Below are 22,017 nucleotides of genomic sequence, written 5' to 3'. Positions count from 1 at the left end.
GAGACCCCGGGCACGCCGCTCGCGGCCCCGGTGCGACGATTGGCTTGCTGTGCACGGATCGTCGCCCGCCCGACTGACACGCGCCGGGGTGTTCGCCGCGGTGTGCGTCGGCGTGTCCGCCACCGGGCACACGCTCCTGTCCGGGCACGAGGTCCCGCTGGGCGGCACGCTGGTCGGCTACGTCGGGATGCTGGCCGCGGCCTGGGGGTTCGCGGGAAGGGAGCGCGGCGGCGGCGCGATCGCGGGCTGGATGCTCTGGGGGCAGCTCGCGCTGCACCTGGTCTTCAGCACCGCCCAGTCCTGCGCTGCTCCCCTCCCCGACGGGCCCGCGCACCCGGACCACTCCGGAGCGTCGGGCATCGACACCGCCGCGACCGCCGACTCGTCCGTCGGCATGCTGGCCGCGCACATCGCGGCCGCGCTGATCTGCGCGCTGTGGCTGCGCGGGGGCGAGGACGCGGCCTTCACCCTCGCGCGCGGACTGCGGACGCTGCTGTCCGGCGTCCTCCGGCTGCTCGGCCCGCTCCCCGCGGCGCCGTGCCCGCCGCCCGACCGGCCCCGCTCCTGGGCCGAGCCCCGGCACGGCACCGGCGTGGTCCTGCGACACGTGGTCGTACGGCGCGGACCACCCCGTTCCTCGGACTCCTAGCCCTTTCCCGCCGCGCCGCACGTCCGTGCCGCGGCTTGTCGGCGCGCCCGTGACCCGGCGCGCCGCGAACCGATCCGAGGAACCCCCATGACCGGTAACGACCGCACGTTCCGCAGTCTTCGGCGGCTACCGCAGCACGCCCTGCCCGACCCGACCGCCCCGGTCCTGGACCGCCCCGAGCAGTTCCGCGCCGATCAACCGCTGCAGCCCCCTCGCGGCGGACAGCCAGTCCCCGCATTCGGGACACTCGCGCAGATGCGCGCGGACCACGTCAGGCGGGTGCCCGGCCTCCTCCCCGTCGAGTTCGGCGGAGAGAGCTGTTCGACAGTCGATGCACCTCACCCCTCCATCATCGCCGATACCGCCGCGGTTCCCGCGAACCAGGGGGTCCGGCGCGTTGGGAGGCGGGGTGCGGACCATGGATGACGCCCGCATCACGGCCCTCGCGCTGGCCGCGCGCGACGGCGGCTCCAGCGCCGTCGAGGAGTTCGTACGCGCCACCCGGCCGCACGTGTGGCGGTTCACCGCCCACCTGACCGACGTGCAGTCCGCCGACGACCTCACCCAGGAGACCTTCGTGCGGGCGCTGCGCAGTCTGGCCGCCTTCGCCGGACGCGCGCCCGCGCGGTCCTGGCTGCTGTCCATCGCCCGCCGGACCGTCGCGGACCGGTACCGGTCCGCCGCCGCCCGTCCGCGCGCCGCCGCCTGCCCGGACTGGCAGACGGCGGCGGAGGCCGGGCTGGCGGGAGGACGGGCGCGCTTCGAGGAGGAGTTCGCCCTGACCGACCTGCTGGCGCGGCTGCCCGAGACGCGGCGCACGGCGTTCGTGCTCACCCGGCTCCAGGGCTTCTCCTACGCCGAGGTGGCCGAACTGACCGGGGTTCCCGTGGGCACCGTCCGCTCCCGGGTGGCGCGCGCCCGCGAAGACCTGATCCACGCGCTCCGGCCGGCCGAGGCCCCGCAGCCGGTCGCGAGCGGCTGATCGACCGCCCGGTCCCGCCCTCCGGGAACGCGTGTTCGCGGAGGGCGGGACCGGGGAGGGGTCAGACCGTCCGCTCGACGACCAGGAGCGGTGGTTCCGTCCGCCCGTCGCCCCGCGCCAGCCGGTCGACCACGACCACGTCGAAGGAGTCCGCGTTCACGCCGACCGCCCCGGCCAGCCCCAGGTCCCCGGCCACGACGTGGGACCGGATCCACTCCGTCGTGTACGGGTCGTCCTCGACGCCGGGCCGCAGCGTGACGCGCAGGTACATCCGCTCCGTCCCGGTGCCCGGGTCGATCAGGGCGACCTGGGCGCGGTCCACCATGTCCATCTGCCGGGCGAGGCCGACCAGGTCCTCGGGGGCCACCACCCGGCCGAACAGCTCGACCATGGAGTCGACACGCTCCCGCACCCGCAGCGCCGGTCCGGTCCCGCCGCAGCGGCACGTCTCCCAGGTCCCGGCCCGGCCGACCCGGTACCGCAGCAGAGGGCCGGCCGCCCCGCCCCGCACGGTCGTGACCAGGATCCCGTCCTCGGAGACCTCGACGTACTGGTGGGGGAAGACGTGGAACACGCCCGGCGGGCAGTCCGGCCCGCTGTGGCCGATCATCCACGTCTCCGCCGTGCCGTACACCCCCCACGTGCGCACGTGCGGGAACTCGTCCGCGACGAGTTCGCCCAGGGCCCTGTCCGGGATCCCGTCGCTCCAGAGGATCCGGTCGAGCCAGGGCAGCCGCCGGCCCTCGAAGAGGGCGAATCCGAGTATCCGCCGCATCGTGGCGGGGGACGCCGCGACGGCGGTCACCCCTTGGTCCTCGAAGAAGTCCAGGCAGTGCCCGATCTCGTCGTCCCGGGGCTCCTCGAACGGGACGGTCAGGGCCCCCGCTGCGGAGGCGAGGGAGTTGTAGAAGTAGTGGGCCGACCACAATCGGCCGGGCGGGGAGAGGTTGACCAGCACCGAGCCCGGGGCCAGGGGTTTCCAGCGCGCCGTGATGTCGGGCAGGACCATGTCGCGGGGGACTCCCCCGAGCCGGGGCGCGTCCCGGGTTCCCCCCGCCACGTGCAGGAACGTTCCGGAGAGCCGCTCCGGCAGCCGCGCCGCCACATACCTGATCGCATCGCTGTACTCACTCTGAGTAAGAACGGGAATTTCGCTCAAGTTGATCGCTTGGGGATTTTCAAGCAATCTTCGGTACTTTTTACGCAGCATCGGTATGGCTGCGGCATCCCGAATGGCCTGTCGCAATCCTGACGGTGAGAAATCCGCAGAGGACGGCTCCAGTTCGCCAGTGGCCACTGATGTCACATCTACTCTTTCCCGGCCTTGATAGAAGAAATCGACTGGCCCGAATCTAACCCGCGCGACCATTGGGCCACTCGGACCGCAGTGTGACCATCTCCACACCGTCGCCTTCTTGCGGGAAATTCACATGTTCCGACCAGGCACTACCCGGAAGCCCCGCCCCCCATGGGCGGACCGCTTGCCACTTCCGGCCAAGAGGACGGGAACCGGGAATTTTTCGAATGCCCACGGCCGGACGAGACCTCGCCCCGAGCACCCGGAATTCACGACGGAAATCCGACGCGCATCGGACTTCCCTCTCCGGCCCCACCGGCGACACGGCGACAGAAGCGGGAGCGGCGTAATACAGCGGAAACAAAACGCCGCCCGACCGCCTTTCACCACCCTTCGTCCCTGGCTCGACCCATCCCCGACACCACCCTCATTCTGCACGGAGGGTAGTCAAATCTGCACCGAAATCGTAACTAAACAGACAAGAGAGACAGTCCGGAGATGGAATCGACGCAGGTGAAGAGGTATCAGTGCAGCCCAAGGAAGCATAAAGCCATCAGCATCCTGATATACACTGAGTGAATGACGACGCTGCCACTGGACCAGAGAATCGGTCATTACCTGAAACGCGCCGAGCAGGAGTTGATCTCGGCCAAGCACGCGGCGCTCAGGGCCTACGACCTCACCGTGCCGCAATACACGGTCCTGTTCGTGCTCTCCGAGGAGCCCGGTCTCTCGGGAGCGGTGCTGGCCAGGCGCTGCCTGGTCACCCCCCAGACCATGTCATCGGTGCTGAACACGCTCAACCGCCGCAAGCTCGTGGAGCGCAAGCCGCACCCCATCCACACCCACATCCTGGAGACCAGGCTGACCCGCGGCGGGCGCGCCCTCCTACGCCAGGCCGACAAGGCCGCGGTCGCCATCGAGAGCGAACTGGGCGAGTCCTTCACCGAGGAGGAGACCAAGCGGTTCATCGAGTACCTCACCCGCTGCTCGGCCACCTCGGCGCGGATCCGGGCGAACATCGCCGCCTCCGCGAAGTGAGACCGCGCCAGACGCCGCGCCCGTCCCCCGCGCGGCGTTCCCCCGTCCGGCGAAACGCCGTCCGCCGGACGGGCGGACGGGCGTGCCGGGACCGCTGAGCGGTCCCGGCACGCCCGTCCGCGTCGGTTCGGCTCCCGGTCAGGACCCGCTGTACGCGGAGCCCGGGCGGTGCCGTCGTCGGTCGCGTCCGGCTCGCCGACTGCGCTCCGGGCCACCCATTCGTCCCGGGAGCGCTGCCAGAAGCCCCGGCCGTTGTCGACCTCCAGCTCGGGGGCTGCCGGTGACGATGAAGGGATCCCCGACGAGGGTGTTCCCGTAGAACCACCGGGAATCCGCGTGGTTCATGTTGACGCGGCCGCGGCTGGTGTCGGCCTGCCCGAGGAGCGGGTTGGACGAGGTGTGCGCGTGCTCCCCGCTGTTGGGGATCCGGACCTCGTAGTCGGCGGCGACCCGGTAGGGGGCCGCGCCCTCCGGCATGCTGAAGGTGCTGGAGTCCATGACGACGTCCTGCTCCGTCGACATGGCCAGGTGGAGGCCGTTCGTGGTCCAGAACTGCGGCGCTGCCGTCGCCGTTGCTGATCGGGAAGTCCTTCACCTGCTCGCCGTCCCGGGTGACGAGCATGCGGTGGGTGTCGTTGTCGACCTCGCTGATCTGCGGACGGCCCACGTGGAACGTCAACCGGTGGTTCTCCACTCCGTAGACGCCCTCGCCGGCGGGCACCCCCGCCAGGCGCAGGTCCACTGTGACGTCCTGGTCGGGCTCCCAGTAGTCCTCGGTGCGGAAGACCGCCCACTTGTCGCCGAACCAGTTCCACGCGCCCTCGGCGGGCCTCTCGGAGCGGACCACCACGGCCGCCTCGACCTGTTCCTTGTTCCGCACCGGCATGTCGAAGTCGATGACGACCGGCAGGTCCGGGCGCGGAACGGGGGGCCGCGCGGATGGGGATCAAGAGCTGCCTCCGGAATCGCCCCGGACCCCGGACCGCGGACCGCGAGAACGGGGGTGGGGGTGGGGGGTAAGGGGGTGACACCGGGAGCGAACCGCTCGAACCGTGCCGTTCCGTCGCGATCCTCGTGGTTCGGCGGCCGGCTTCCCGTTCGGCCCCCGCTTCCCGGCGGAGGACCGCGCGTCCGGCCGCGGCCGGTTCCCGGAACCCCGCCGGAGCGCCCGGCGCGCGCCACCCCACCTCCACCCCACCGGGGGGTTAAATCTTCACGGCGTGAATACGAAATTCGGTGCGATCACGCTTCTCTTCCCGGTTTTGCACCGGTGCTTGCGGTTAGCGTGGCGACGATCGCGCCCGGCACACCGGCTCCGGGGCGTGCTGTTCCGCCTCACGGAGGGACCCTGATCATGTGGCGACTCGCCAACCACGTGCGCCGATACGCATGGGGATCGACCACCGAGATCCCCCGACTGCTCGGGGAGCGGCCTGACGGCAGGCCACAGGCCGAACTGTGGCTGGGCGCGCACCCCAGCGCCCCCAGCCGGATCGGCGGAGGCGCGGACGAGGCCGGACTCGACACGGTGATCGCGGCCGACCCGGTCGCCACGCTCGGGGCCGACGTCACCGAGAACTTCGGCGCGCGCCTGCCCTTCCTGCTCAAGTTCCTGGCGATCGAGCAGCCGCTGTCGCTCCAGGCACACCCCTGCCTGCGGCGCGCCCGGGACGGGTTCGCCGCCGAGGAGGCCGCGGGCGTGCCCATCGACGCCCCGCACCGCAACTACAGGGACTCCAACCACAAGCCCGAACTCGTCATGGCGCTCGGGGAGTTCGAGGCGCTGTGCGGGTTCCGCGCCCCCGCCGCGGCCTCGGCCGACCTCGGCGGGCTCGCCGCGCCGCTGGCGGTCGCGCTGCGGGCCGAACTGGCCGCGCCCTCCCCCGCCGACGCGCTGCGCGGGGCGATGACGCGCCTGCTGACCATCCCCGCCGCGGACCGCGCCGGCCTCGTCTCCGACCTGATGGCCGAGCTCGCCGAGCGGGTCGGCGACTCCCCCTCGCGCCACCTGCGAGCAGCGCTCGACCTGGCGGAACGCTACCCCGGCGACCCCGGCGCGGTGGCGTCGCTGCTGCTGAACCACGTGGTCCTGTCCCCCGGGGAGGCGCTCTTCCTGCCCGCCGGGAACGTCCACGCGTACCTGCGCGGGACCGCGGTGGAGGTGATGGCGACCTCGGACAACGTGCTGCGCGCGGGGCTGACCACCAAGCACGTGGACCCCGCCGAGCTGCTCGACGTGCTCGAGTACGCCGTTCTCCCGGTCCCCTACGTGGAGCCCGTCGCCCGCGGCGGGCGGCTGGAGTACCGACCGGAGATCGACGACTTCGCGCTCACCATGGCCGAACCCGGCGAGGAGGCGGTGTGGCTTCCCCCGGGCCCCGCCATCGCCCTTGTCCTGGACGGCGAGGCCGAACTGCACGCCCCGTCGGGGGCGAACCTCCGACTGGGCAGGGGCGAGTCGGCGTTCCTGGCCGCCGAGACCGGATCGGTCCTGGCCACGGGGCGCGCCCGCGTGGTCGTGGCGACCGTGGCCGACGCGGTCACCGCCTCCCCCGCTGCGGCCGCGGCCGCGCGACCGGGCGGGAGCGGCTGCCGTTGGCCTGATGTTCACCCCGTTCTGTCGCCCGTTAACCCGGGATGACTATGTTCGGGGCATTCCCCTCAACCGGCCACGGAAGCTAACGAGGCGCCCGTGAACAACAAGGCGGCCTCCGCGCCCGCCCCGCACCGCACCGACCACCTCGTCGCGGCCGCGGCCTGGGTCGAGACCCCTCTGCAGCTGCTCTCGGTACTCGAGGCCCACCACACCGGCGGCTTCGCGCGGCACACCCGCGTGCTGCCCCGGTCCGGGTCGGGTGCGCTGGACGCCACGGTCGCCGCCGTCACCGCCGCGGGCCTTCCCGACGGTGTCGACGTCCTGCCGTCCGGCACGACCCCGACGCTGTACCGGGAGAACACCGACACCTGGTTCGTGGGCGACGCGTTCTCCGGCCAGGTGCAGCGCGCCCTGCTGCGCGGAGGGGTCCGCGAGTACGTCGTCGTCGACGACGGCCTGGCCACCGTGCACCTGCTGCGGCTGCTCACCCGGCGGGTGGCGGTCCCGCTGGAGCGGGCCCGGGTCCGTTCCACGCCGGCCCGCCTCGCCCTGGGGCTGGCCACCGCCGTGCGGCTGCGCGCGGCGGCGCGCGCCGGCAGGCTCACGGTCTTCACGGTGCTTCCGCTGCCCGACGGGCTCCGCCGGGACGCCGCGGCGGTCGGCATCCGCGTCGTCGAGCACGACTTCGCGTGGCTGCGCGCGCTCCCCGGAGCCGCGGCCCCCGCCGAGAACCGGGTGGTGCTCGGCTCGGCGATGGTGCGCGACGGCCTGCTGCACGCCGGACCGTACCTGGACTGGGTGCTGGGGCACGCGTCGGACGAGCCCGTCGTGTACTACCCGCACCGCCGCGAGGACGCGCGTACCCTGGAACCCCTGAACGCGGACCCCCGGATCCGGGTGGCCTCCCACGGCCTGCCCGCCGAGCTCGGGCTTCGCGGGCTGCGCGATCGGCACCGGGTGGTGAGCCTTCCGTCCACCGCGGTGACGTCCCTGCGGGTGCTGCTGGGGCGGCACGGCGTCGCCGTGGAGGCGGCCGAGGTCCCCGAGTCGTGGTGGACCGGCCAGGCCGCGCCGGGACTGCGCGCGCACCTGAGCATCTTCGTTACCGATGAGAAGGACTCTCGTTGACCGACCGCGGAACCGCGCACGTCATGGCGATCGCCGATTCGGACTCCTACCTCAAGTGGGGGGCGGGCCTGCTCGACTCCCTGCCCGAGGGGTGGTCCGGGGAGCTCGCGGTGGTCCGCACCCCCATCGCGCCCTCGCCGTCCCAGATGCGCGGCGCCGTGCTGGGAACCCGCAACGGCGCGAGCGTGCCCCCGGTCCTGTCCGCCCTGGCGCTGCGCCGGACGGTCCGCCGCGTCCGGCCCGACGTCATCGTGGTCGCCTGCACCGGACCGGTCGTGGACGTCCTGGTCAACGACGTGCTCGCCGGGCTGTCGCCCCGCCCCGTGCTGGTCTCGGGCCTGCCCGGGATCTCCGTGCCCGCCACCGAGAAGGCGTGGCTGTACCGCGCCCCGGTGGACCTGTTCATCCTGCACAGCCGCCGGGAGGTGGACGAGTTCGGCGAACTCGGCGCCCGGCTCGGGGCGACCGGCGAGATCGGGCTCGCCACGCTGCCGTTCCTGGCCGGCGGCCCCGAACCCGGCTCCGGCGCGCCGACCATCGCGGACCCGCCCGAGCAGGCGCCCCGCGACCGCGTGGTCTTCGCGACCCAGGCCAAGGTCCCGGTGCAGCGGGAGGAGCGGGAGCTCGTCCTGCGCGCGCTCGCCGACCTCGCGGCCCGTCGACCGGACCTGAACGTGGTGGTCAAACTGCGCGCCCGCGCGCACGAGCAGCAGACCCACCGCGAGCACCACCACTTCGAGACGCTGTGGCACGACCTCGTGGCCGCCGGGGAGGTCCCGGCCGACGCGGTCTCCTTCGCCGACGGCTCGATGCGCGAACAGCTGGAGCACGCCGCGGGCTTCGTCACGGTGAGCTCCACCGCGGCGCTCGAGGCCGTCGCGCAGGACGTCCCGCTGCTGATCCTGTCGGACTTCGGCGTCTCGGCGGAGATGATCAACCTGGTATTCGAGGGCAGCGAGGCGCTGGGCACGCTCGACGACCTGCGCGAGGGCCGCTTCAGGACGCCGAGCCCGCGCTGGTGCGCGGAGAACTACTTCCACGACGCGGACGGCAACGACTGGTCCGCGCGCCTGGTCGCGCTCGTGGAGCGGGCCCGGGCCGGCGGCCTGCCCGCGCGTCCTCTGCTGCTGACCGGCCCCAGGGAGACCGCCCGCCGCCGCCGCTCCCGGCTCCGCATGGACGTCCCGCCGACCGCCCTGCGCACCATCGGCCGGGTCCGCAAGAGGATCAAGAGGGTCCGCCGCCGCCTGCTGAGCCAGTGACCCGCGTCCGTTCTTCTCGCTGATCTCGACCTTTCCGGGGTCTCACCCGCCTCCGAGACCCCGGAAAGGTCAAGATCGGCGGGGAAGAGGGACGCGGGGCGCCGCTCACACGATCCGGACGACGTGCTTTCCCCGTACTCCGCCCGCTTCCAGCGCGCGGTGCGCCCCGGCGATGTCGGCGAGCGGGTGCACCGTGTCCACGACCGCCCGGAGCGCCCCGCTCTCCACGTACCGGGTCAGGTCGGCGAAGAGATCGTGCCTGGGGTTTCCGCTGAAGAAGCGGACCCTGCGCGGGCCGAACACGGCGGACGCGAGGAGGTACGAGACCGAGGAGGCCGCTTTCTCGAGGTCGAAGGCGATGGCCACCATGCGCCCGCGCGGCGCGAGGAGTCCGCGGTAGGCGCCGAGCCCGGTTCCGACGGTGTCGAAGACGACGTCGAACCGGCCCAGGTCGGCCGGTCCGGTGGTCGCGTAGTCGAAGGCCTCGTCGGCGCCGAGTTCCCGCACGAGGTCCAGGTTCCGCGCCCCCGCGAGCGCGGTGACGTGCGCGCCGAACGCCCGGCCGAGCTGCACGGCCGTGTTGCCGACGCCGCCGCTCGCGCCGCGCACGAGCAGCCGCTCGCCCTTCCGGAGGCGGGCCTTGTCGCGCAGGGCGGTGATCGCGGTCGTGCCGACGGGGAGCGCCGCGGCCTCCACCAGGTCGATCCCCTCGGGGGCGCGGGCCAGCTGCCGGGGGCGCACCGCCACGAACTCGGCGGCGCTGCCGAAGCGGCCCCGGGGCAGCGCCCCCCACACCCGGTCGCCCGCCCTGAGGCCGGTCACCCCGGCCCCCTGCTCGGCGACCTCGCCCGTGAAGTCGATCCCGACCGCCTTGGGGAAACGGTTGCCGGTCAGCAGGCGCAGCTTCCCCGCGCGGCCGGCGATCTCGCCCCCGTTGACGCTGACGGCGTGCACGCGCACCAGCACCTCTCCCGGTCCGGCGACCGGCTTCGGCGCCCTGCCCTCGTACAGCACCTCCGGAGGCCCGTACCTGTCGTACCGGGCCGCGCGCATCTCGCTCAATGTCCTCTTCCCGTCCTGTTCGCCCCGTGCCGGTCCCGCCGACAAGTGGACGGCCTTCTCCGTTTGTCCGCCACGCTAACAGGACAAACGGAGAGGGGACTCCACTTGGGCTAAAGTGAGAGACATGTCCACGGACTCCTCTCGGATACCGCGCTCCCCCGGCACCGCCCCCACCGGAACGGCCGGTCTGCGCGTCGACGCGCGGCACAACCGCGACCGCATCGTCGAAGCCGCGCGCGAGGCGTTCTCCGAACTCGGGATCGACGTGCCGATGGCCGCGATCGCCCGGCGCGCCCGCGTCGGCGTGGCGACGCTCTACCGGCGCTTCCCCACCCGGGAGTCGCTGGTCACGGAGGTGTTCGCCGAACAGCTCACGGAGTGCGCGTCGGTCGTCGACGACGCCCTCGCGGAGCCCGACGCGTGGCACGGGTTCCGCACCCTCATCGAGAAGGTGTGCGCCATGCAGGCGCTCGACCGGGGGTTCACCGAGGCGTTCCTCTCGGCCTTCCCCGACGCGCTCGACTACGAGCGGACGCGCGTACGAGCCGAGCAGGGGCTCGCCGAGCTGGTACGGCGCGCCCAGGCCTCCGGGCGGCTGCGCGCCGACTTCGCCCCGGAGGACGTCGTTCTCGTACTCATGGCCAACAGCGGCCTCGTCGCCGGCTCCGCCCGGTCCGCGCCCGCCGCGTCCCGCCGGCTCGTCGCCTACCTGATCGAGTCCTTCCGGGCCGACCGCGCCGCCCCGGACGAGCCCCTTCCCCCGACGGCCCCGCTCAGCCTGGGCCACCTGGGCCTACCGGGGTCCGGGACCGGCCGGAGCGGCTGACCCGAGCGGAACGCCGCCCCGGACTCGGAGGGGCCGGGAAAAGTGGGTATGGGGGAGAGCGCCCCGATCCGCTCCGACAACCGAAGAACGGGAGTCCCCCCGATGATGGGCTTCAGCCACGCCGCGACCGGCGTGCTCGCCGGGATCGCCGTCACCGCGCCGCTGCACGTCGCGGTCGGCGGGCCGCAGGGTCCGGTGGGACTGGCCGCCTGGGCCGTCCTCGGCGCGGGGGCGGCGCTGGTCCCCGACCTCGACCACCCGTCCTCCACCGTCACCCGCTCCCAGGGGTTCGTCACCGGCCTGCTGTCGCGGGGCGCCCGCTCCCTCTCCCTCGCCGTCTACGACTTCACCAGGACGCCGGCCGACGACTCCGGCGGCGGGCACCGCCACCTCCTGCACACCCCGGCGTTCGCCGTCGCCGTCGGCGCCCTGACGGGTCTCGCCTGCCAGCTGTCGTGGTGGGCGACCACCGCCACGGTGTGGTTCCTGTCCTTCCTCGCGCTGCGGGGTCTGGTCCGCCGCCTGGTGCGGGGCGGCGCGCGGAGGCTCCTCGCCTCCTGGGCCGGCTCGGCGGTGGCCGCGGCCGCCGCCACCGCGCTGTTCCTGTCGTCCTGGGCGGGCCAGCCGCCGGGCTGGGTCGTCGGCGCGGCCGTCGCGCTGGGCATGGTCGTCCACTCCCTCGGCGACGCGCTGACCCCCGCCGGCGTGCCGCTGGCCTGGCCGGTGCCGGTCCGGGGCCGCCGGTGGGCGATGCTCGGCGCGCCCCGCTGGATGCGCTTCCGCACCGGGACCTGGCCCGAGTGGGTCGTCCGGGCCGGTTCCCTCGTCGGCACCGTCGCCGTCGGCTACGCCCTCGTCGCCTGACCCCGCCGCCCGTCAGCCGGCCGCGCCGCCCGTCACCAGCCCGTCACGCGCCTGATCTCGGCCTCCACGACCGGCGCCAGGGTCGCCGAGTAGGTCGCGGTCATGTGCGAGTCGTCGTAGTAGACCAGGACGTTGCCGACCACCGCGGGGCAGCGCCCCTCGGGGCAGACGTAGTCGCTGAGGTCGATGAACTCCGTCGACCCGGGCACGCCCGGCTCGGTCTCGTAGGGCGGCCGCTCCGCGAGCGAACGGGAGAAGTCGGTGGCGCACTCGCCGGGGTCGTCCAGGTGCCGCGCGACGCAGTCCGAGGTGTCGAAGCCCATGCGCGGGGTGTCCCTGATCCCGATCACCGGGACGCCCATCGCGTCGAGGTCGCGCCAGCGCTGGGAGTAGCCGTCCAGCACGCGTTCGCCGTTGCCGGGGCTGGAGCGGGTCGCGGTGGTCACCACGGCGTCGGGCCGCAGGTCCGCGATGATCTCCATGGCCTGCTCGTTCCAGGCCGCGCACTCGACGTACTCGTCCTCTCCCCGGTAGGAGGGCTCCGTGCTGAACTGGCAGGCGTCCTTGGTCATGGTGACCAGCCGCCACCCCCGGGACTCCGCCGCGTCCCGCAGCGCCGTGTACCAGTGGGCCGCGTGCGACTGCCCGGCCAGGACGACGGTGTGCTCGGCGTCCTCGGGGCCGTCCAGGCAGAGCGCCACCTCTGCCTCCTCGAAGGAGTTGTGGCACCCCTCGGGCCCCTGGTTGTCGCCCCGGTCGTCGTCGGCGTCGATCGGTTGCGGCAGGACCGGGACGTCCGGCAGCGGCCCGGTCGGGCCCGCCCCGTCCCCCTCGCGGTCCGGGAGGAGGACGAGCGCTCCCGGGTAGTTGTCCGGGTCCGCGGCCAGCTCCCGGCGCAGCGTCTCCTGCCGGTCCAGGTGGGCGGTCCACCCCCCGGCCGCGGTGAGCAGCGGAAGCAGGAGGACCGCCGCGACCAGCAGCGACCAGGCGGGGGACGGCCGCGTCCGGGTGAACCGCTTCGCGCCGTCCTCGACCAGTCGCTTCGTGGCGACCGCCAGCAGGAGGGAGACCGCGACGACGCAGCCGCCGCCCAGCGGCGAGGCCAGCTCGCGGTCGGCGACCTCCAGATAGACCACCAGCACCGGCCAGTGCCACAGGTACAGCGCGTAGGACAGGTCCCCGAGGGACGTCAGCGGCCGCCAGGACAGCAGCCCTCCCGCTCCCCGCCGGCCGCCCGCCCCGCCCGCGAGGACGACCAGCAGCGCGGCCCCCGTCGGCCACAGCGCGATCCAGCCGGGGAACATCGTCGAGACCTGGAGCAGGATCCCGCACAGCACCAGCGCCGCGAGCCCGGTCCAGCCGAGGACGACGCGCGGCGCCTCCGGCAGCCGGAGCCGGGGCAGGACCATGGCGAAGACGCCGCCGAGCGCGAGCTCCCAGATCCGCGCCCCGCTGTCGAAGTAAGCCCAGGACTGGTCGGCCGCCGTGATCCACACCGAGTAGCCCAGCGACACCGCGCCCACCGCGCCCAGCACCACCGCGACCACGCCGCGCAGGTCGCGGCCCGTCCTGCGGGCGGCCCACGCGGCCAGGGCGACCAGCACCGGCAGCAGCAGGTACGCCTGCCCCTGGATCGAGAGCGACCAGAAGTGCTGGACCGGGCTGATCGCGTCGTCGCGCGCCAGGTAGTCCACCGCGTTCACGGCCAGCAGCCAGTTCTCGTGGTAGAGCGCGGCGGCGACCACGCCCTCGATCACGTCCCGCCACCGCGACTGCGGCAGCCACAGCGCCGAGGCCGCCAGCGTTCCCAGCAGGACCACGGCGGCCGCGGGGGTGAGCCGCCCCAGCAGCCTCCCCCAGAACGCGAGGTAGCGGACGCCGCCGTGGCGCTCCACCATGCGCACCAGGCTCCCGGTGATCAGGAAGCCGGTGAGCAGCAGGAAGACGTCCACGCCGCCGGAAACCCGGCCGAGCCAGACGTGGTAGGCGACCACCAGGAGCACCGCGACCGCGCGCAGCCCCTGGATCTCGGGGCGGAAGTCCGCCGACGGCGCCCGCGGCGGCGCGCCCCCGGTGCGGACCTCGGCCACGGCTGTCGGTGCGGAAACGGACACGGCTCTCCCACGGCCCGGCCGGAGGAGGGGTCACCACCGGCCCGGCCGGGCGGGGGCGGGCGGGGCGGGCTCGCCGCGGGGGTCAGTTGCTCTGCGCACCGCCGCGCAGACGGCGCGCGCCCGCGGCCAGCCACACCGGGTAGCGCCTGGGCGCGCTCGCCCCGGGAAGCCGCAGCGCGGTGAGCCGGCGCTTCTTGAAGTAGCGCCGGGTGCCGTTGTCGAGATGCTCCGCCAGGTACGCGGCCGCGCGGTCGCGCAGGTGCGGGTAGGCGGCGTTCTGCATGCAGTAGCCCACGGCCGCCATCAGCGGGACCAGGTCGGCGGCGACCCGCTCGTCGGGGATCCGCGGCCCCTGGACCGCGCCGTTCTCCGCCAGGCGGGGCATCGTGGTGTCCGCGAGGGTGACGGGCACCCGGTTGCTGTTCTGGTAGGGGGTGATCCGTTCGAGCAGCAGCTCGGTCCCCACCGTCGCCACGTCGATGCCGTAGAAGCGGCTCGCCGTGCTGAGTCCGGTGGAGAACGCGCCCACCACCAGGCAGGGGCGCAGCGTCTCGTACCAGATCTCCACGGGGACGGGCTCGTCGAGCACGACCAGTTCCACGCCGGAGTCCGCCGCGGCCTCCTTCAGCGCGGTGAAGGTGCGCGTGGTGCTGGAGGGATGCGGCTTGAACAGCACCGTGCGGTGGCCCTGGGCGGCCACCCCGCGCAGCATCCGCGCGTGCAGCCCGTCCTCCTCCGCGGCGGTGACGATGTCGAGGGCCGCCAGGTACTGGCCGATGATCATCGGCAGGCCGGACCGCTCGGGCGCGTCCGCCACGCCGTCCACGGCCTTGGCCACCTCGCTGACGACGGCGCGGAACGCCTCGGCGTCGATCGCGACGCGCTCGATGGGGTACTCGCTGAGCAGCAGCGGCTCCAGCCCCGGGACGAGGTCGAGGTAGAGCACCCTGTCGATCCGCGAGGCCACGTCGCGCGGGGGGGACTCCCGTGTGGGGCCGTAGCTCATCAGCCCGTCCGAGTAGACGGTGACGACGGCGTCGTCGAAGATCTCGGCGAGCGCCCGGGCGGGCGGGACCTGGATCGACTCGACCACCAGGTGGACCGGTTCGCCCTCGAGGTCCCAGTACCGGCGCAGCAGCCGGTTCAGCAGGGGAAGCTCCTGGTCGCGGGGGCTCCACGTCGAGGGGTGGAACGGCCACAGCAGCTCGTTCCAGGAGACCACCTCGTCGAACCGGGAGCGCAGCGCGTCGAAGCCGGGGGAGGCGTCCAGCGCGGGGACCACCTCGGGGATGCCCGCGTTGTTCGACACCAGCAGGACGCGCCGCTGGTCGGCCGGGCCGAACCGGCCGGAGTCGATCGCGGCGGCCAGCGACATCGCGCCGAAGAAGGTACTGGCGACGTAGATCTGCGTCATGGTCAGGCAACCGCTTCCAGGTCGACCAGCTCGGCCAGGTACTGCTCGCGTTCGGGGCCGAGGGCGGGCAGCACCCGCGCCACCAGGTTCCGCGGCATGTCCGCGAGCCTCTGAGCGGCCCGCGACCGCAGCTCCTTGCGGAGGCGGGGGTCGAGCCGCTCGGCCCTGCTCAGGTGGAAGGCGATGAGCGCGCAGTAGGTGCGGACGAGCTTGGGCAGGTAGAGGTCCCCGTCGTCCAGCGCCGCGAGCTCGTCCCGGACCCGGTCGTGGGCGTCGAAGAACTGGAGCTGGCGCTCGTCCCCGATCTGGGTCAGCGACTGCGAGACCTCGCGCCGGTAGAAGACCCCGACCAGGGGGACGACCGCGTAGGTGTCGGCGTGCAGGTGCAGCCGCCAGGTCCACAGCCGGTCCTCGGCGGTGTGCAGGTCCTCGTCGAAGGACAGCAGCCCCCGATCGATCAGGCTCCGGTCGTAGATCCCCGACCAGACGTTGGGGTAGTCCACCATCGTGGTGGCGTTCTCGGGCAGGATGCCCGACCGCGCGGGGAGCGCCACCCCCCGGCGCCCCTCGGGGGCGCGGGCCATGGCCCGCGCCTTGCCGGTGGCCTTGACGTGGTCGGTCTTGACGAAGTCGACGCCGAGTCCGGTGATGGCCTCGACCGCGGCGGGCAGGTAGCCGGGCGCCAGCCAGTCGTCGCCGTCCAGGAAGGTGACGTACCGGCCGCCGGCCGCGGCCAGCCCCCGGTTGCGCGCCGCGGACGGCCCCGTCGGGGCGTCGTTGCGGATCAGGGACAGTCCCGGCAGCCCCGCGTCGCTCACCAGGTCGGGGGTCGCGTCGGTCGAACCGTCGTCGACGACGATGAACTCGAAATCGGTGCGCGCGTTGCGCCTCAGGCTCATCAGCGTGTCGGTGATGAACGGTTCGACGTTGCGTACCGGCACGATGACCGACAACGTGGACACTCGGGACTCCAGGGGGTGGTCGGAAGGTTCGGGGTCCGGGGGCGGCGGCTCGCCGACCGCCCCCGGACCCGTTGCGGGGACCGCCGGTCAGACGGTCGCGCGGCGCAGCCGCTTGCGGGGCTCCTCCTCGCCGGGGAAGACCCGCTTGACGCCGTCGCCGAGGGCCTGCTCGATCACGCGGATGTCGCGGACCAGGTGCTGGAGGCCGTTGGGCTCCAGCGAGGCGGCGTGGTCCGAGCCCCACATGGCGCGGTCCAGGGTGATGTGGCGCTCGACCGCCACCGCGCCCAGCGTGACCGCCGCCAGGGAGATCTGCAGCCCGCGCTCGTGGCCGGAGTAGCCCACCGGCACCCCGTAGCGCGCCCGCAGGGTCTCGATGGTGCGCAGGTTGGCCTCCTCCTCCGGCATCGGGTAGGTGGAGGTCGAGTGGAGGACGACCAGCTTGTCGCGGTCGAAGACCTCCACCGCGGCGTCGATCTCCTCGATGGTGGACATGCCGGTCGACAGGATGATCGGCTTGCCGGTCGCGGCGAGCGCGCGCAGCAGCTCGAAGTCGGTGATGGAGGCCGACGCGACCTTGTGCGTGACGACGTCGAAGGACTCCAGGAACTCCACCGACGGCACGTCCCACGGGGACGCGAACCACTGGAGGCCGTTCTCCGCGCAGATCTTGGCGATCTCGCCGTACTGCTCCTCGCCGAACTCCACCCGGTGCTTGTACTCCAGGTAGGTCATCTCACCCCACGGCGTCTGCCGCATCTTGCTCTGCTGCTCCTTGGGGACGCAGATCTCCGGGGTGCGCTTCTGGAACTTGACGGCGTGGCATCCGGCCTCGGCCGCGACCTCGATCAGCTGGCGCGCGATGTCCACGTCGCCGTTGTGGTTGATGCCGATCTCGCCGATGATGTACGTGGGCTGTCCGGGGCCGACCAGCAGATCACCGATCGCGACGGGGGCCGGAGCGGACACGCTGAGGCCGGCTGTTGCGTTCGCAGTCATGGCTACCTATCCTTTGCGTGCCGCGAGGACGCGTTCACACACCTCGCGGACCGCCCCGGAGCCTCCGGGACGTGTCAGAACAAGCCGGGCCGCGGCCAGGACCTCCGGGTGGGAGTCCGGGACCGCGATCGGCCATCCGACCTCGGCCAGGCAACCGAGGTCGTTCACGTCGTTTCCGACGTAGGCGACGCGGGCCGGGTCAAGACCCTCGTCGCCGATCCACTGGCGCAGGGCTGCGCGCTTGTCGTTCAGCCCGTGCGTCACAGGGACACCCAGTTTCTCCGCGCGCGCCCGCACCACCGGGTTCACCTCGGTGGAGAGGATGCAGACGCGGACTCCGGCCTCCAGCAGGAGCCGTACGCCCATGCCGTCCGTCCGGCTCACCGACACCGCCTCGCGGCCGTCCTGGTCGACGTGCGCGCGGTCGTCGGTGTGGACGCCGTCGAAGTCCGTGACCACGGCGTCGACGTCCAGCGGCGCGGGGCGGTCCAGGACCCCGGCGAGCGCGCGGACCAGTTCGAGCTCCTCGGGGAAGTCGATCTCCACGGCGTGCGCCGTGGGCACCTCCTGGAACGCCACCCGGCCGAAGAAGCGGTGCCCGTGCTCGCGGAAGCCGTCGACGCGCATCACGTAGAAGGCTCCGGTCTCGGCGTAGTGCGGTTCGCGGTCCTGGCGCCGCGGGCGGTACGCGTGGTCGTGGTTGACGCCGCGCGCGCCGTCGGCGGTGGAGCGCCACAGGAACTCGTAGGTCTCGACGGCGGAGAACACCGAGTCGGCCCGGCCGTCCCGCACCGTGCGCACCGCGTCGTCGATGTCGCCCGAGTCGATGAACGGGCTCGTGCACTGCACGAACACCAGGATCTCGGGCTCCCGCCCCTGCTCGGCCAGCCGGTCCAGCGCGTGCAGCAGCGCCGACTCCGAGGACGCGGTGTCGCCGCCCAGGTCGGCGGGGCGCTCCACCACCCCGGCTCCGGCCTCCCGCGCCGCCGCCGCGATCCCGTCGTGGTCGGTGGAGACGAACACGGCGTCGATCAGCTCCGCGCCGCGGCAGGCGTCGACCGCCCGGGCGACCAGGGCGCGCCCTCCGACGGGCGCGAGGTTCTTGAGCGGGATTCCCTTGGAACCCCCTCGGGCGGGGATGACCGCGACAACGCTCACAGGCCGCAACTCCACAGGTCGAGAGAAAAGAGAGAAAGAAGCTCCGCCGCGGGTCCGGAGACCGGGTAGAGGCCACTGACTGTAGGGATCGCTCTCAACGAGTCGGTGAACACGAACACCGGAAACAGTTAATACGGCCTTTTGATCTGGAAATCCCGGTGTCGTCCGGCTTGCCCCCCGGCCCCGCCCCCACCCGTTCGCCGCACCGACGCCCTGGTCAGGGCCTGTCGAGGGTGAACTCGCCGGTCCGCACCGCTCCCCCCGGGCGGTAGGTGTGGACCGCGACCCCGGTGCTCGTCACCCTGGTGTCGAGGAGTTCGAGGGAGGTCGGCGCCACCCCTTCGGGGAAGAGGCGCTTCCCGCGTCCCAGGACCACCGGGTAGACCCACAGGCGGTACTCGTCGACGAGCCCGCGCGCCATCAGCGTCTGGAGGAGGCCGCCGCTGCCGTGCACCTGGATCTCCCCGCCCGGCTCACGCTTCAGCCCGGCGACCGCCTCGGCGGCGTCGCCCTTGATCAGCGTCGTCCCGCTCCACTCCGCGGTGTCCAGGGTCCGCGAGGCGACGTACTTGGGGCGGCTGTTCAGCTTCGCGGCGACCGGGTCGTCCGCGTCGGTGACGCGCGGCCAGTACGCCGCGAAGATCTCGTAGGTCCTGCGCCCCAGCAGGAAGGCATCGGCCTCGGCGAACCAGGCCGCGACGAACCGGCCCATGTCCTCGTCGGCGTAGGGGACCAGCCATCCCCCCAGGTCGAAACCTCCGCTGCGGTCCTCGTCGGGGCCTCCCGGCGCCTGCATGACGCCGTCCAGCGACAGGAACGTGGTGGCGGTCAGCTTCCGCATGGCGTTCTCTCCTTCTCCGGTCCTTCCCGGGCCCGCCCGACGGTGTCGACCGGCCCGGACCGCCGTGCCCTCTACCCACGCTCCGGACGGGCGACCCCCGTACCGACAGGGCCGTCGCGTCCTGACCGCACCCGGTGCGGGGGCCGGTTCGGAGCCAAGTCGACATGTCGGGAAGTCGGTTCACCACCGCCCGGTCGGGCGGGCTGTCTCCCACCCGACCGGACCGGGCACGGAATGTCGGGTGCGGCGGGAACGCCGTTGCCTAGCGTGGGTTCCGGAAAGGAGGGCCGGGATGCTGGAACGGCTGAACCAGGCCATGGAGTACATCGAGCACCACCTCGACCAGCGGATCGAGGCCGCCGAGCTCGCGCGGATCGCCGCCACGTCGGAGTACCACTTCCGTCGGTTGTTCTCCGCGCTGGCGGGCCTTCCGCTGTCGGAGTACATCCGCCGCAGGCGGCTCACCGTCGCGGGCGCGGACGTCCTCGCCGGTGAGCGGACTCTGCTCGATGTCGCGGTTCGCTACGGCTACGGCTCGGGCGAGGCCTTCGCGCGCGCCTTCCGCGCCGTGCACGGCATCGGCCCGGGCGAGGCCAGGCGGACCGGCGCGGCTCTGCGCTCCCAGTCCCGGCTGTCCTTCCGACTCACCGTCGAAGGGAGCAGTGGAATGCGGTACCGAATCGTGGAGAAGGGGGAGTTCAGCGTGGTCGGAAAGAAGGCTCGCGTCCCCCTCGTGCACGAGGGCATGAACCCGGCGATCGTCGCGTTCGTGCGGAGTGTCGACAAGGAGGTCCGGCAGCGCGTGGCGGAGCTCTCCGACCAGGAGCCGCGCGGGGTCGTCTCGGTGAGCGACGACGGCGGTGCCGGCAACGTCGAGGAGGGCTCCGAGCTCGACTACTACCACGGCGTGGTGACCGGCGCGGAGGCTCCCGGGGACATGGACGCCCTCGCCGTCCCCGCGGGGACCTGGGCGGTCTTCGAGAACTCGGGCGAGTTCCCGCGGTCCCTCCAGTACATGTGGCGGGACGTGTTCACCCAGTGGTTCCCCTCCAACCCGTACCGGAGCGCGCCGGGGCCCTCGATCCTGCGCACCAGCCTCTCGGACGACGGAACACGGGCCGACGCCGAACTGTGGGTCCCCGTGGAGCGGACCACGACCTGAGGAGGCACCGCTCGGCAGCGGCGGCGAGTCCACCGGCCCGGAAGAAGACCCGGCCCTTCCCACCGGTCGGACGCGGGTCCGGCGCGCCCTCGGCGAGGTGACCGGAGGGCGACGAACGACCCTGCCTGCTCTGGGAGTTGAGAGTCTCCGGCGCGGGGGTGTTTCGGGCGCTGCCTCTCCGGTGATCTTGACCTTTTCGGGGTCTCAACCGTCTCTGAGACCCCGAAAAGGTCAAGATCACCGGAGGGAGCGCCAGGAAACGGACACCTTCCCGCAGCCCGGGACCCCGCCCTCCGGCCCCGCCCGCCCGAAGCAGCAATCCGATGCTCACCCCCCACACGAACGGCCCTGCCTACTCTGGGAGTTGCGAGCAACCAGGAAGGCAGGGCCAACGTGACACAGGATCGCTCGACAGGCGCCACCCTCCGCGCGCTCCGAGACGAACGCGGACTCACACAAGAGGGCCTCGCCGAAGCCGCCGCCCTTCACGTCAACACCATCCGCAAGATCGAGCAAGGCGGAACAGCGTCGATGGAGACGTACCACCGCCTCGCCCGAAGCCTCGGCGTCACCACGGGCCGCCTCGTCGCCGGAGAGCCGGTAGGCAAGCAGCACCACGGCGACGAGAACAAGGTCTCGCTTCTGGCCATGCGCAGAGCCATCGCACCGCCGGTCGGCATCGACGGACGCGCGATCCGCATCGAGGAGGAACCGAACCTCGCCGATCTCCGAGCAGCAGCAGCAGAGTTCGCCAACTCCTACCACGCCGACAAGTACCAGGACATGGCTACCCTCGTGCCGAACCTGGTCACCTCGGCGCACGCGGCGGTCGCCCACTACGCGCACACGCCGCAACAAGCCCTCGCCCACCGGGTCCGTTCGGAGATTCTCCAGCTCGCCGGCCGGTACCTCACCCAGATCAGGGCCTACGACCTCGCCCAGATGGCACTCACGGACGCCGTGCGCGACGCGTCGGCCGCCGGAGATCGGTTGAACGCCTCGGCTGCCGTCATCGGGCAAGCGTGGGTACTGCTGCGGCAAGGGCGTATGGAGGAAGCCGAAGGGCTGTCCACCGCCACCGCTGATCAGGTCGAGCCGCGCGTGAGCAAGGCGTCCGAGGAGGAACTGGCCGCGTGGGGCTGGCTGCTGCTCCGAGCGAGCGCCGCCTCGGCTCGCAACAACCGCCCGGACGAGGCTCGGGAAGCGATCCGCCTCGCCCGTACCGCAGGGGCGGCGCTGGGCGACGAGGTCACGCACCGCCTGCGGGGCTGGGTGTCCTTCGGTCCGATCACGGTCGAGTTGAAGGCGATCGAGAACGAGGCGATCGCCGACCGCCCGGACCGGGTGTTGGCGATGTCCGAGCCGCTCGCCCAGGGATCGTCTACCTCGGACAACTGGAACCGGCACATGCTGGATGTGGCAAAGGCGCATTCGCGTATGCGCCAGGATGCCGAGGCGACCCAGGTCCTCGCCCGGCTCGCAGCGACGTCGCCCCAGTGGCTGTCCCATCAGCGGATGGCAGAAGAGACCTTCGCCGAGATCCGGAGCCGCCGGAAGCGGGCTCTGACGAGCGACCAGCGCAAGCTCGCCATGTTGCTTGCCGGATAGGCACCCCTTCGTTCGCTGCGGAGCGTGGTACCACCGTGGGGCTACCACGGTG

The 22,017-nt window shown here is 72.7% G+C and carries 20 protein-coding genes and 1 pseudogene; 10 read left to right on the top strand and 11 right to left on the bottom strand.

Annotated features, from left to right (window positions below):
- The first annotated feature begins 88 nt into the window (after window positions 1-88).
- Window positions 89-649, top strand: a complete 561-nt coding sequence (locus EV190_RS04490) for a hypothetical protein (protein ID WP_243742323.1) — start codon at window positions 89-91, stop codon at window positions 647-649.
- Between the two features lie 126 nt (window positions 650-775).
- Here the strand turns inward: EV190_RS04490 and EV190_RS04485 are convergent, their stop codons facing one another.
- Window positions 776-991, bottom strand: a complete 216-nt coding sequence (locus EV190_RS04485; protein WP_166655369.1) for a zf-HC2 domain-containing protein — start codon at window positions 989-991, stop codon at window positions 776-778.
- 76 nt (window positions 992-1,067) lie between these two features.
- On the opposite strand from EV190_RS04485, the gene EV190_RS04480 reads away from it, so the two are divergent.
- Window positions 1,068-1,631 carry a sigma-70 family RNA polymerase sigma factor gene (locus EV190_RS04480; RefSeq protein WP_133740057.1) on the top strand — a complete coding sequence of 188 codons (564 nt, stop codon included), beginning with the start codon at window positions 1,068-1,070 and terminating at the stop codon, window positions 1,629-1,631.
- 61 nt (window positions 1,632-1,692) lie between these two features.
- Here the strand turns inward: EV190_RS04480 and EV190_RS04475 are convergent, their stop codons facing one another.
- Window positions 1,693-2,790 (bottom strand): AMP-dependent synthetase, encoded by a 1,098-nt coding sequence (locus EV190_RS04475; protein ID WP_133740056.1) that lies wholly within the window; start codon window positions 2,788-2,790, stop codon window positions 1,693-1,695.
- Window positions 2,791-3,507: 717 nt separating this feature from the next.
- Between EV190_RS04475 and EV190_RS04470 the strand changes: the two genes are divergently transcribed.
- Window positions 3,508-3,969, top strand: a complete 462-nt coding sequence (locus EV190_RS04470; protein ID WP_133740055.1) for a MarR family winged helix-turn-helix transcriptional regulator — start codon at window positions 3,508-3,510, stop codon at window positions 3,967-3,969.
- Window positions 3,970-4,107: 138 nt separating this feature from the next.
- On the opposite strand, the gene EV190_RS23870 is transcribed toward EV190_RS04470, so the two are convergent.
- The gene (locus EV190_RS23870) at window positions 4,108-4,491 is read right to left on the bottom strand and encodes a L,D-transpeptidase (RefSeq protein WP_133740054.1); all 384 of its coding nucleotides are present in this window, start codon (window positions 4,489-4,491) and stop codon (window positions 4,108-4,110) included.
- Between the two features lie 256 nt (window positions 4,492-4,747).
- Window positions 4,748-4,855: pseudogene (locus tag EV190_RS23865) on the bottom strand (Ig-like domain-containing protein); the annotation flags it as partial.
- 468 nt (window positions 4,856-5,323) lie between these two features.
- Between EV190_RS23865 and manA the strand changes: the two are divergent.
- Genes manA through EV190_RS04450 form a run of 3 tightly spaced genes read left to right on the top strand, consistent with a single transcriptional unit; the run spans window position 5,324 to window position 8,955 of the window.
- Window positions 5,324-6,610: a mannose-6-phosphate isomerase, class I gene (manA, locus tag EV190_RS04460; protein ID WP_133740053.1), complete on the top strand. Its 1,287-nt coding sequence runs from the start codon at window positions 5,324-5,326 to the stop codon at window positions 6,608-6,610.
- Between the two features lie 51 nt (window positions 6,611-6,661).
- Complete coding sequence (locus EV190_RS04455) at window positions 6,662-7,693, top strand: hypothetical protein (RefSeq protein ID WP_133740052.1); 1,032 nt, start codon at window positions 6,662-6,664, stop codon at window positions 7,691-7,693.
- Window positions 7,690-8,955, top strand: coding sequence for a DUF6716 putative glycosyltransferase (locus EV190_RS04450; protein WP_133740051.1), 1,266 nt, complete (start codon window positions 7,690-7,692; stop codon window positions 8,953-8,955). Before EV190_RS04455 ends, EV190_RS04450 begins: the two co-directional genes overlap by 4 nt.
- A 105-nt stretch (window positions 8,956-9,060) precedes the next feature.
- On the opposite strand, the gene EV190_RS04445 is transcribed toward EV190_RS04450, so the two are convergent.
- Window positions 9,061-10,008 carry an NAD(P)-dependent alcohol dehydrogenase gene (locus EV190_RS04445; protein ID WP_133740191.1) on the bottom strand — a complete coding sequence of 316 codons (948 nt, stop codon included), beginning with the start codon at window positions 10,006-10,008 and terminating at the stop codon, window positions 9,061-9,063.
- Window positions 10,009-10,141: 133 nt separating this feature from the next.
- On the opposite strand from EV190_RS04445, the gene EV190_RS04440 reads away from it, so the two are divergent.
- Entirely contained in the window at window positions 10,142-10,843 is a 702-nt protein-coding gene (locus EV190_RS04440; RefSeq protein ID WP_133740050.1) for a TetR/AcrR family transcriptional regulator, read from the top strand.
- A gap of 102 nt (window positions 10,844-10,945) precedes the next feature.
- On the top strand, window positions 10,946-11,707 hold the full coding sequence (locus EV190_RS04435; RefSeq protein ID WP_341770515.1) for a metal-dependent hydrolase: 762 nt from the start codon (window positions 10,946-10,948) through the stop codon (window positions 11,705-11,707).
- Window positions 11,708-11,739: 32 nt separating this feature from the next.
- Here the strand turns inward: EV190_RS04435 and EV190_RS04430 are convergent, their stop codons facing one another.
- The 6 genes from EV190_RS04430 to EV190_RS04405 all read right to left on the bottom strand — a co-directional run bounded on the left by EV190_RS04430 (window position 11,740) and on the right by EV190_RS04405 (window position 19,195).
- A complete protein-coding gene (locus tag EV190_RS04430; protein WP_243742322.1) occupies window positions 11,740-13,821 on the bottom strand; it encodes an acyltransferase family protein in 2,082 nt (693 codons plus the stop codon).
- Window positions 13,822-13,903: 82 nt separating this feature from the next.
- Complete coding sequence (locus EV190_RS04425; protein ID WP_133740049.1) at window positions 13,904-15,235, bottom strand: alpha-2,8-polysialyltransferase family protein; 1,332 nt, start codon at window positions 15,233-15,235, stop codon at window positions 13,904-13,906.
- A gap of 2 nt (window positions 15,236-15,237) precedes the next feature.
- The gene (locus EV190_RS04420; RefSeq protein WP_133740048.1) at window positions 15,238-16,197 is read right to left on the bottom strand and encodes a glycosyltransferase family 2 protein; all 960 of its coding nucleotides are present in this window, start codon (window positions 16,195-16,197) and stop codon (window positions 15,238-15,240) included.
- 87 nt (window positions 16,198-16,284) lie between these two features.
- Window positions 16,285-17,196, bottom strand: a complete 912-nt coding sequence (locus EV190_RS04415; protein ID WP_133740047.1) for an N-acetylneuraminate synthase family protein — start codon at window positions 17,194-17,196, stop codon at window positions 16,285-16,287.
- A 6-nt stretch (window positions 17,197-17,202) separates the two neighbouring features.
- Window positions 17,203-18,354, bottom strand: a complete 1,152-nt coding sequence (locus tag EV190_RS04410; protein WP_133740046.1) for an acylneuraminate cytidylyltransferase — start codon at window positions 18,352-18,354, stop codon at window positions 17,203-17,205.
- A gap of 217 nt (window positions 18,355-18,571) precedes the next feature.
- On the bottom strand, window positions 18,572-19,195 hold the full coding sequence (locus tag EV190_RS04405) for a dihydrofolate reductase family protein (RefSeq protein WP_133740045.1): 624 nt from the start codon (window positions 19,193-19,195) through the stop codon (window positions 18,572-18,574).
- Window positions 19,196-19,487: 292 nt separating this feature from the next.
- On the opposite strand from EV190_RS04405, the gene EV190_RS04400 reads away from it, so the two are divergent.
- Window positions 19,488-20,357: an AraC family transcriptional regulator gene (locus EV190_RS04400; RefSeq protein ID WP_133740044.1), complete on the top strand. Its 870-nt coding sequence runs from the start codon at window positions 19,488-19,490 to the stop codon at window positions 20,355-20,357.
- Between the two features lie 393 nt (window positions 20,358-20,750).
- Window positions 20,751-21,965 (top strand): helix-turn-helix domain-containing protein, encoded by a 1,215-nt coding sequence (locus EV190_RS04395; protein ID WP_133740043.1) that lies wholly within the window; start codon window positions 20,751-20,753, stop codon window positions 21,963-21,965.
- Window positions 21,966-22,017: the final 52 nt, after the last annotated feature.

Origin of the sequence: Actinorugispora endophytica, from assembly GCF_004363075.1 — a bacterium.
GTDB classification, from domain to species: domain Bacteria; phylum Actinomycetota; class Actinomycetes; order Streptosporangiales; family Streptosporangiaceae; genus Actinorugispora; species Actinorugispora endophytica.
This window is presented reverse-complemented; position numbering and strand designations above follow the sequence as displayed.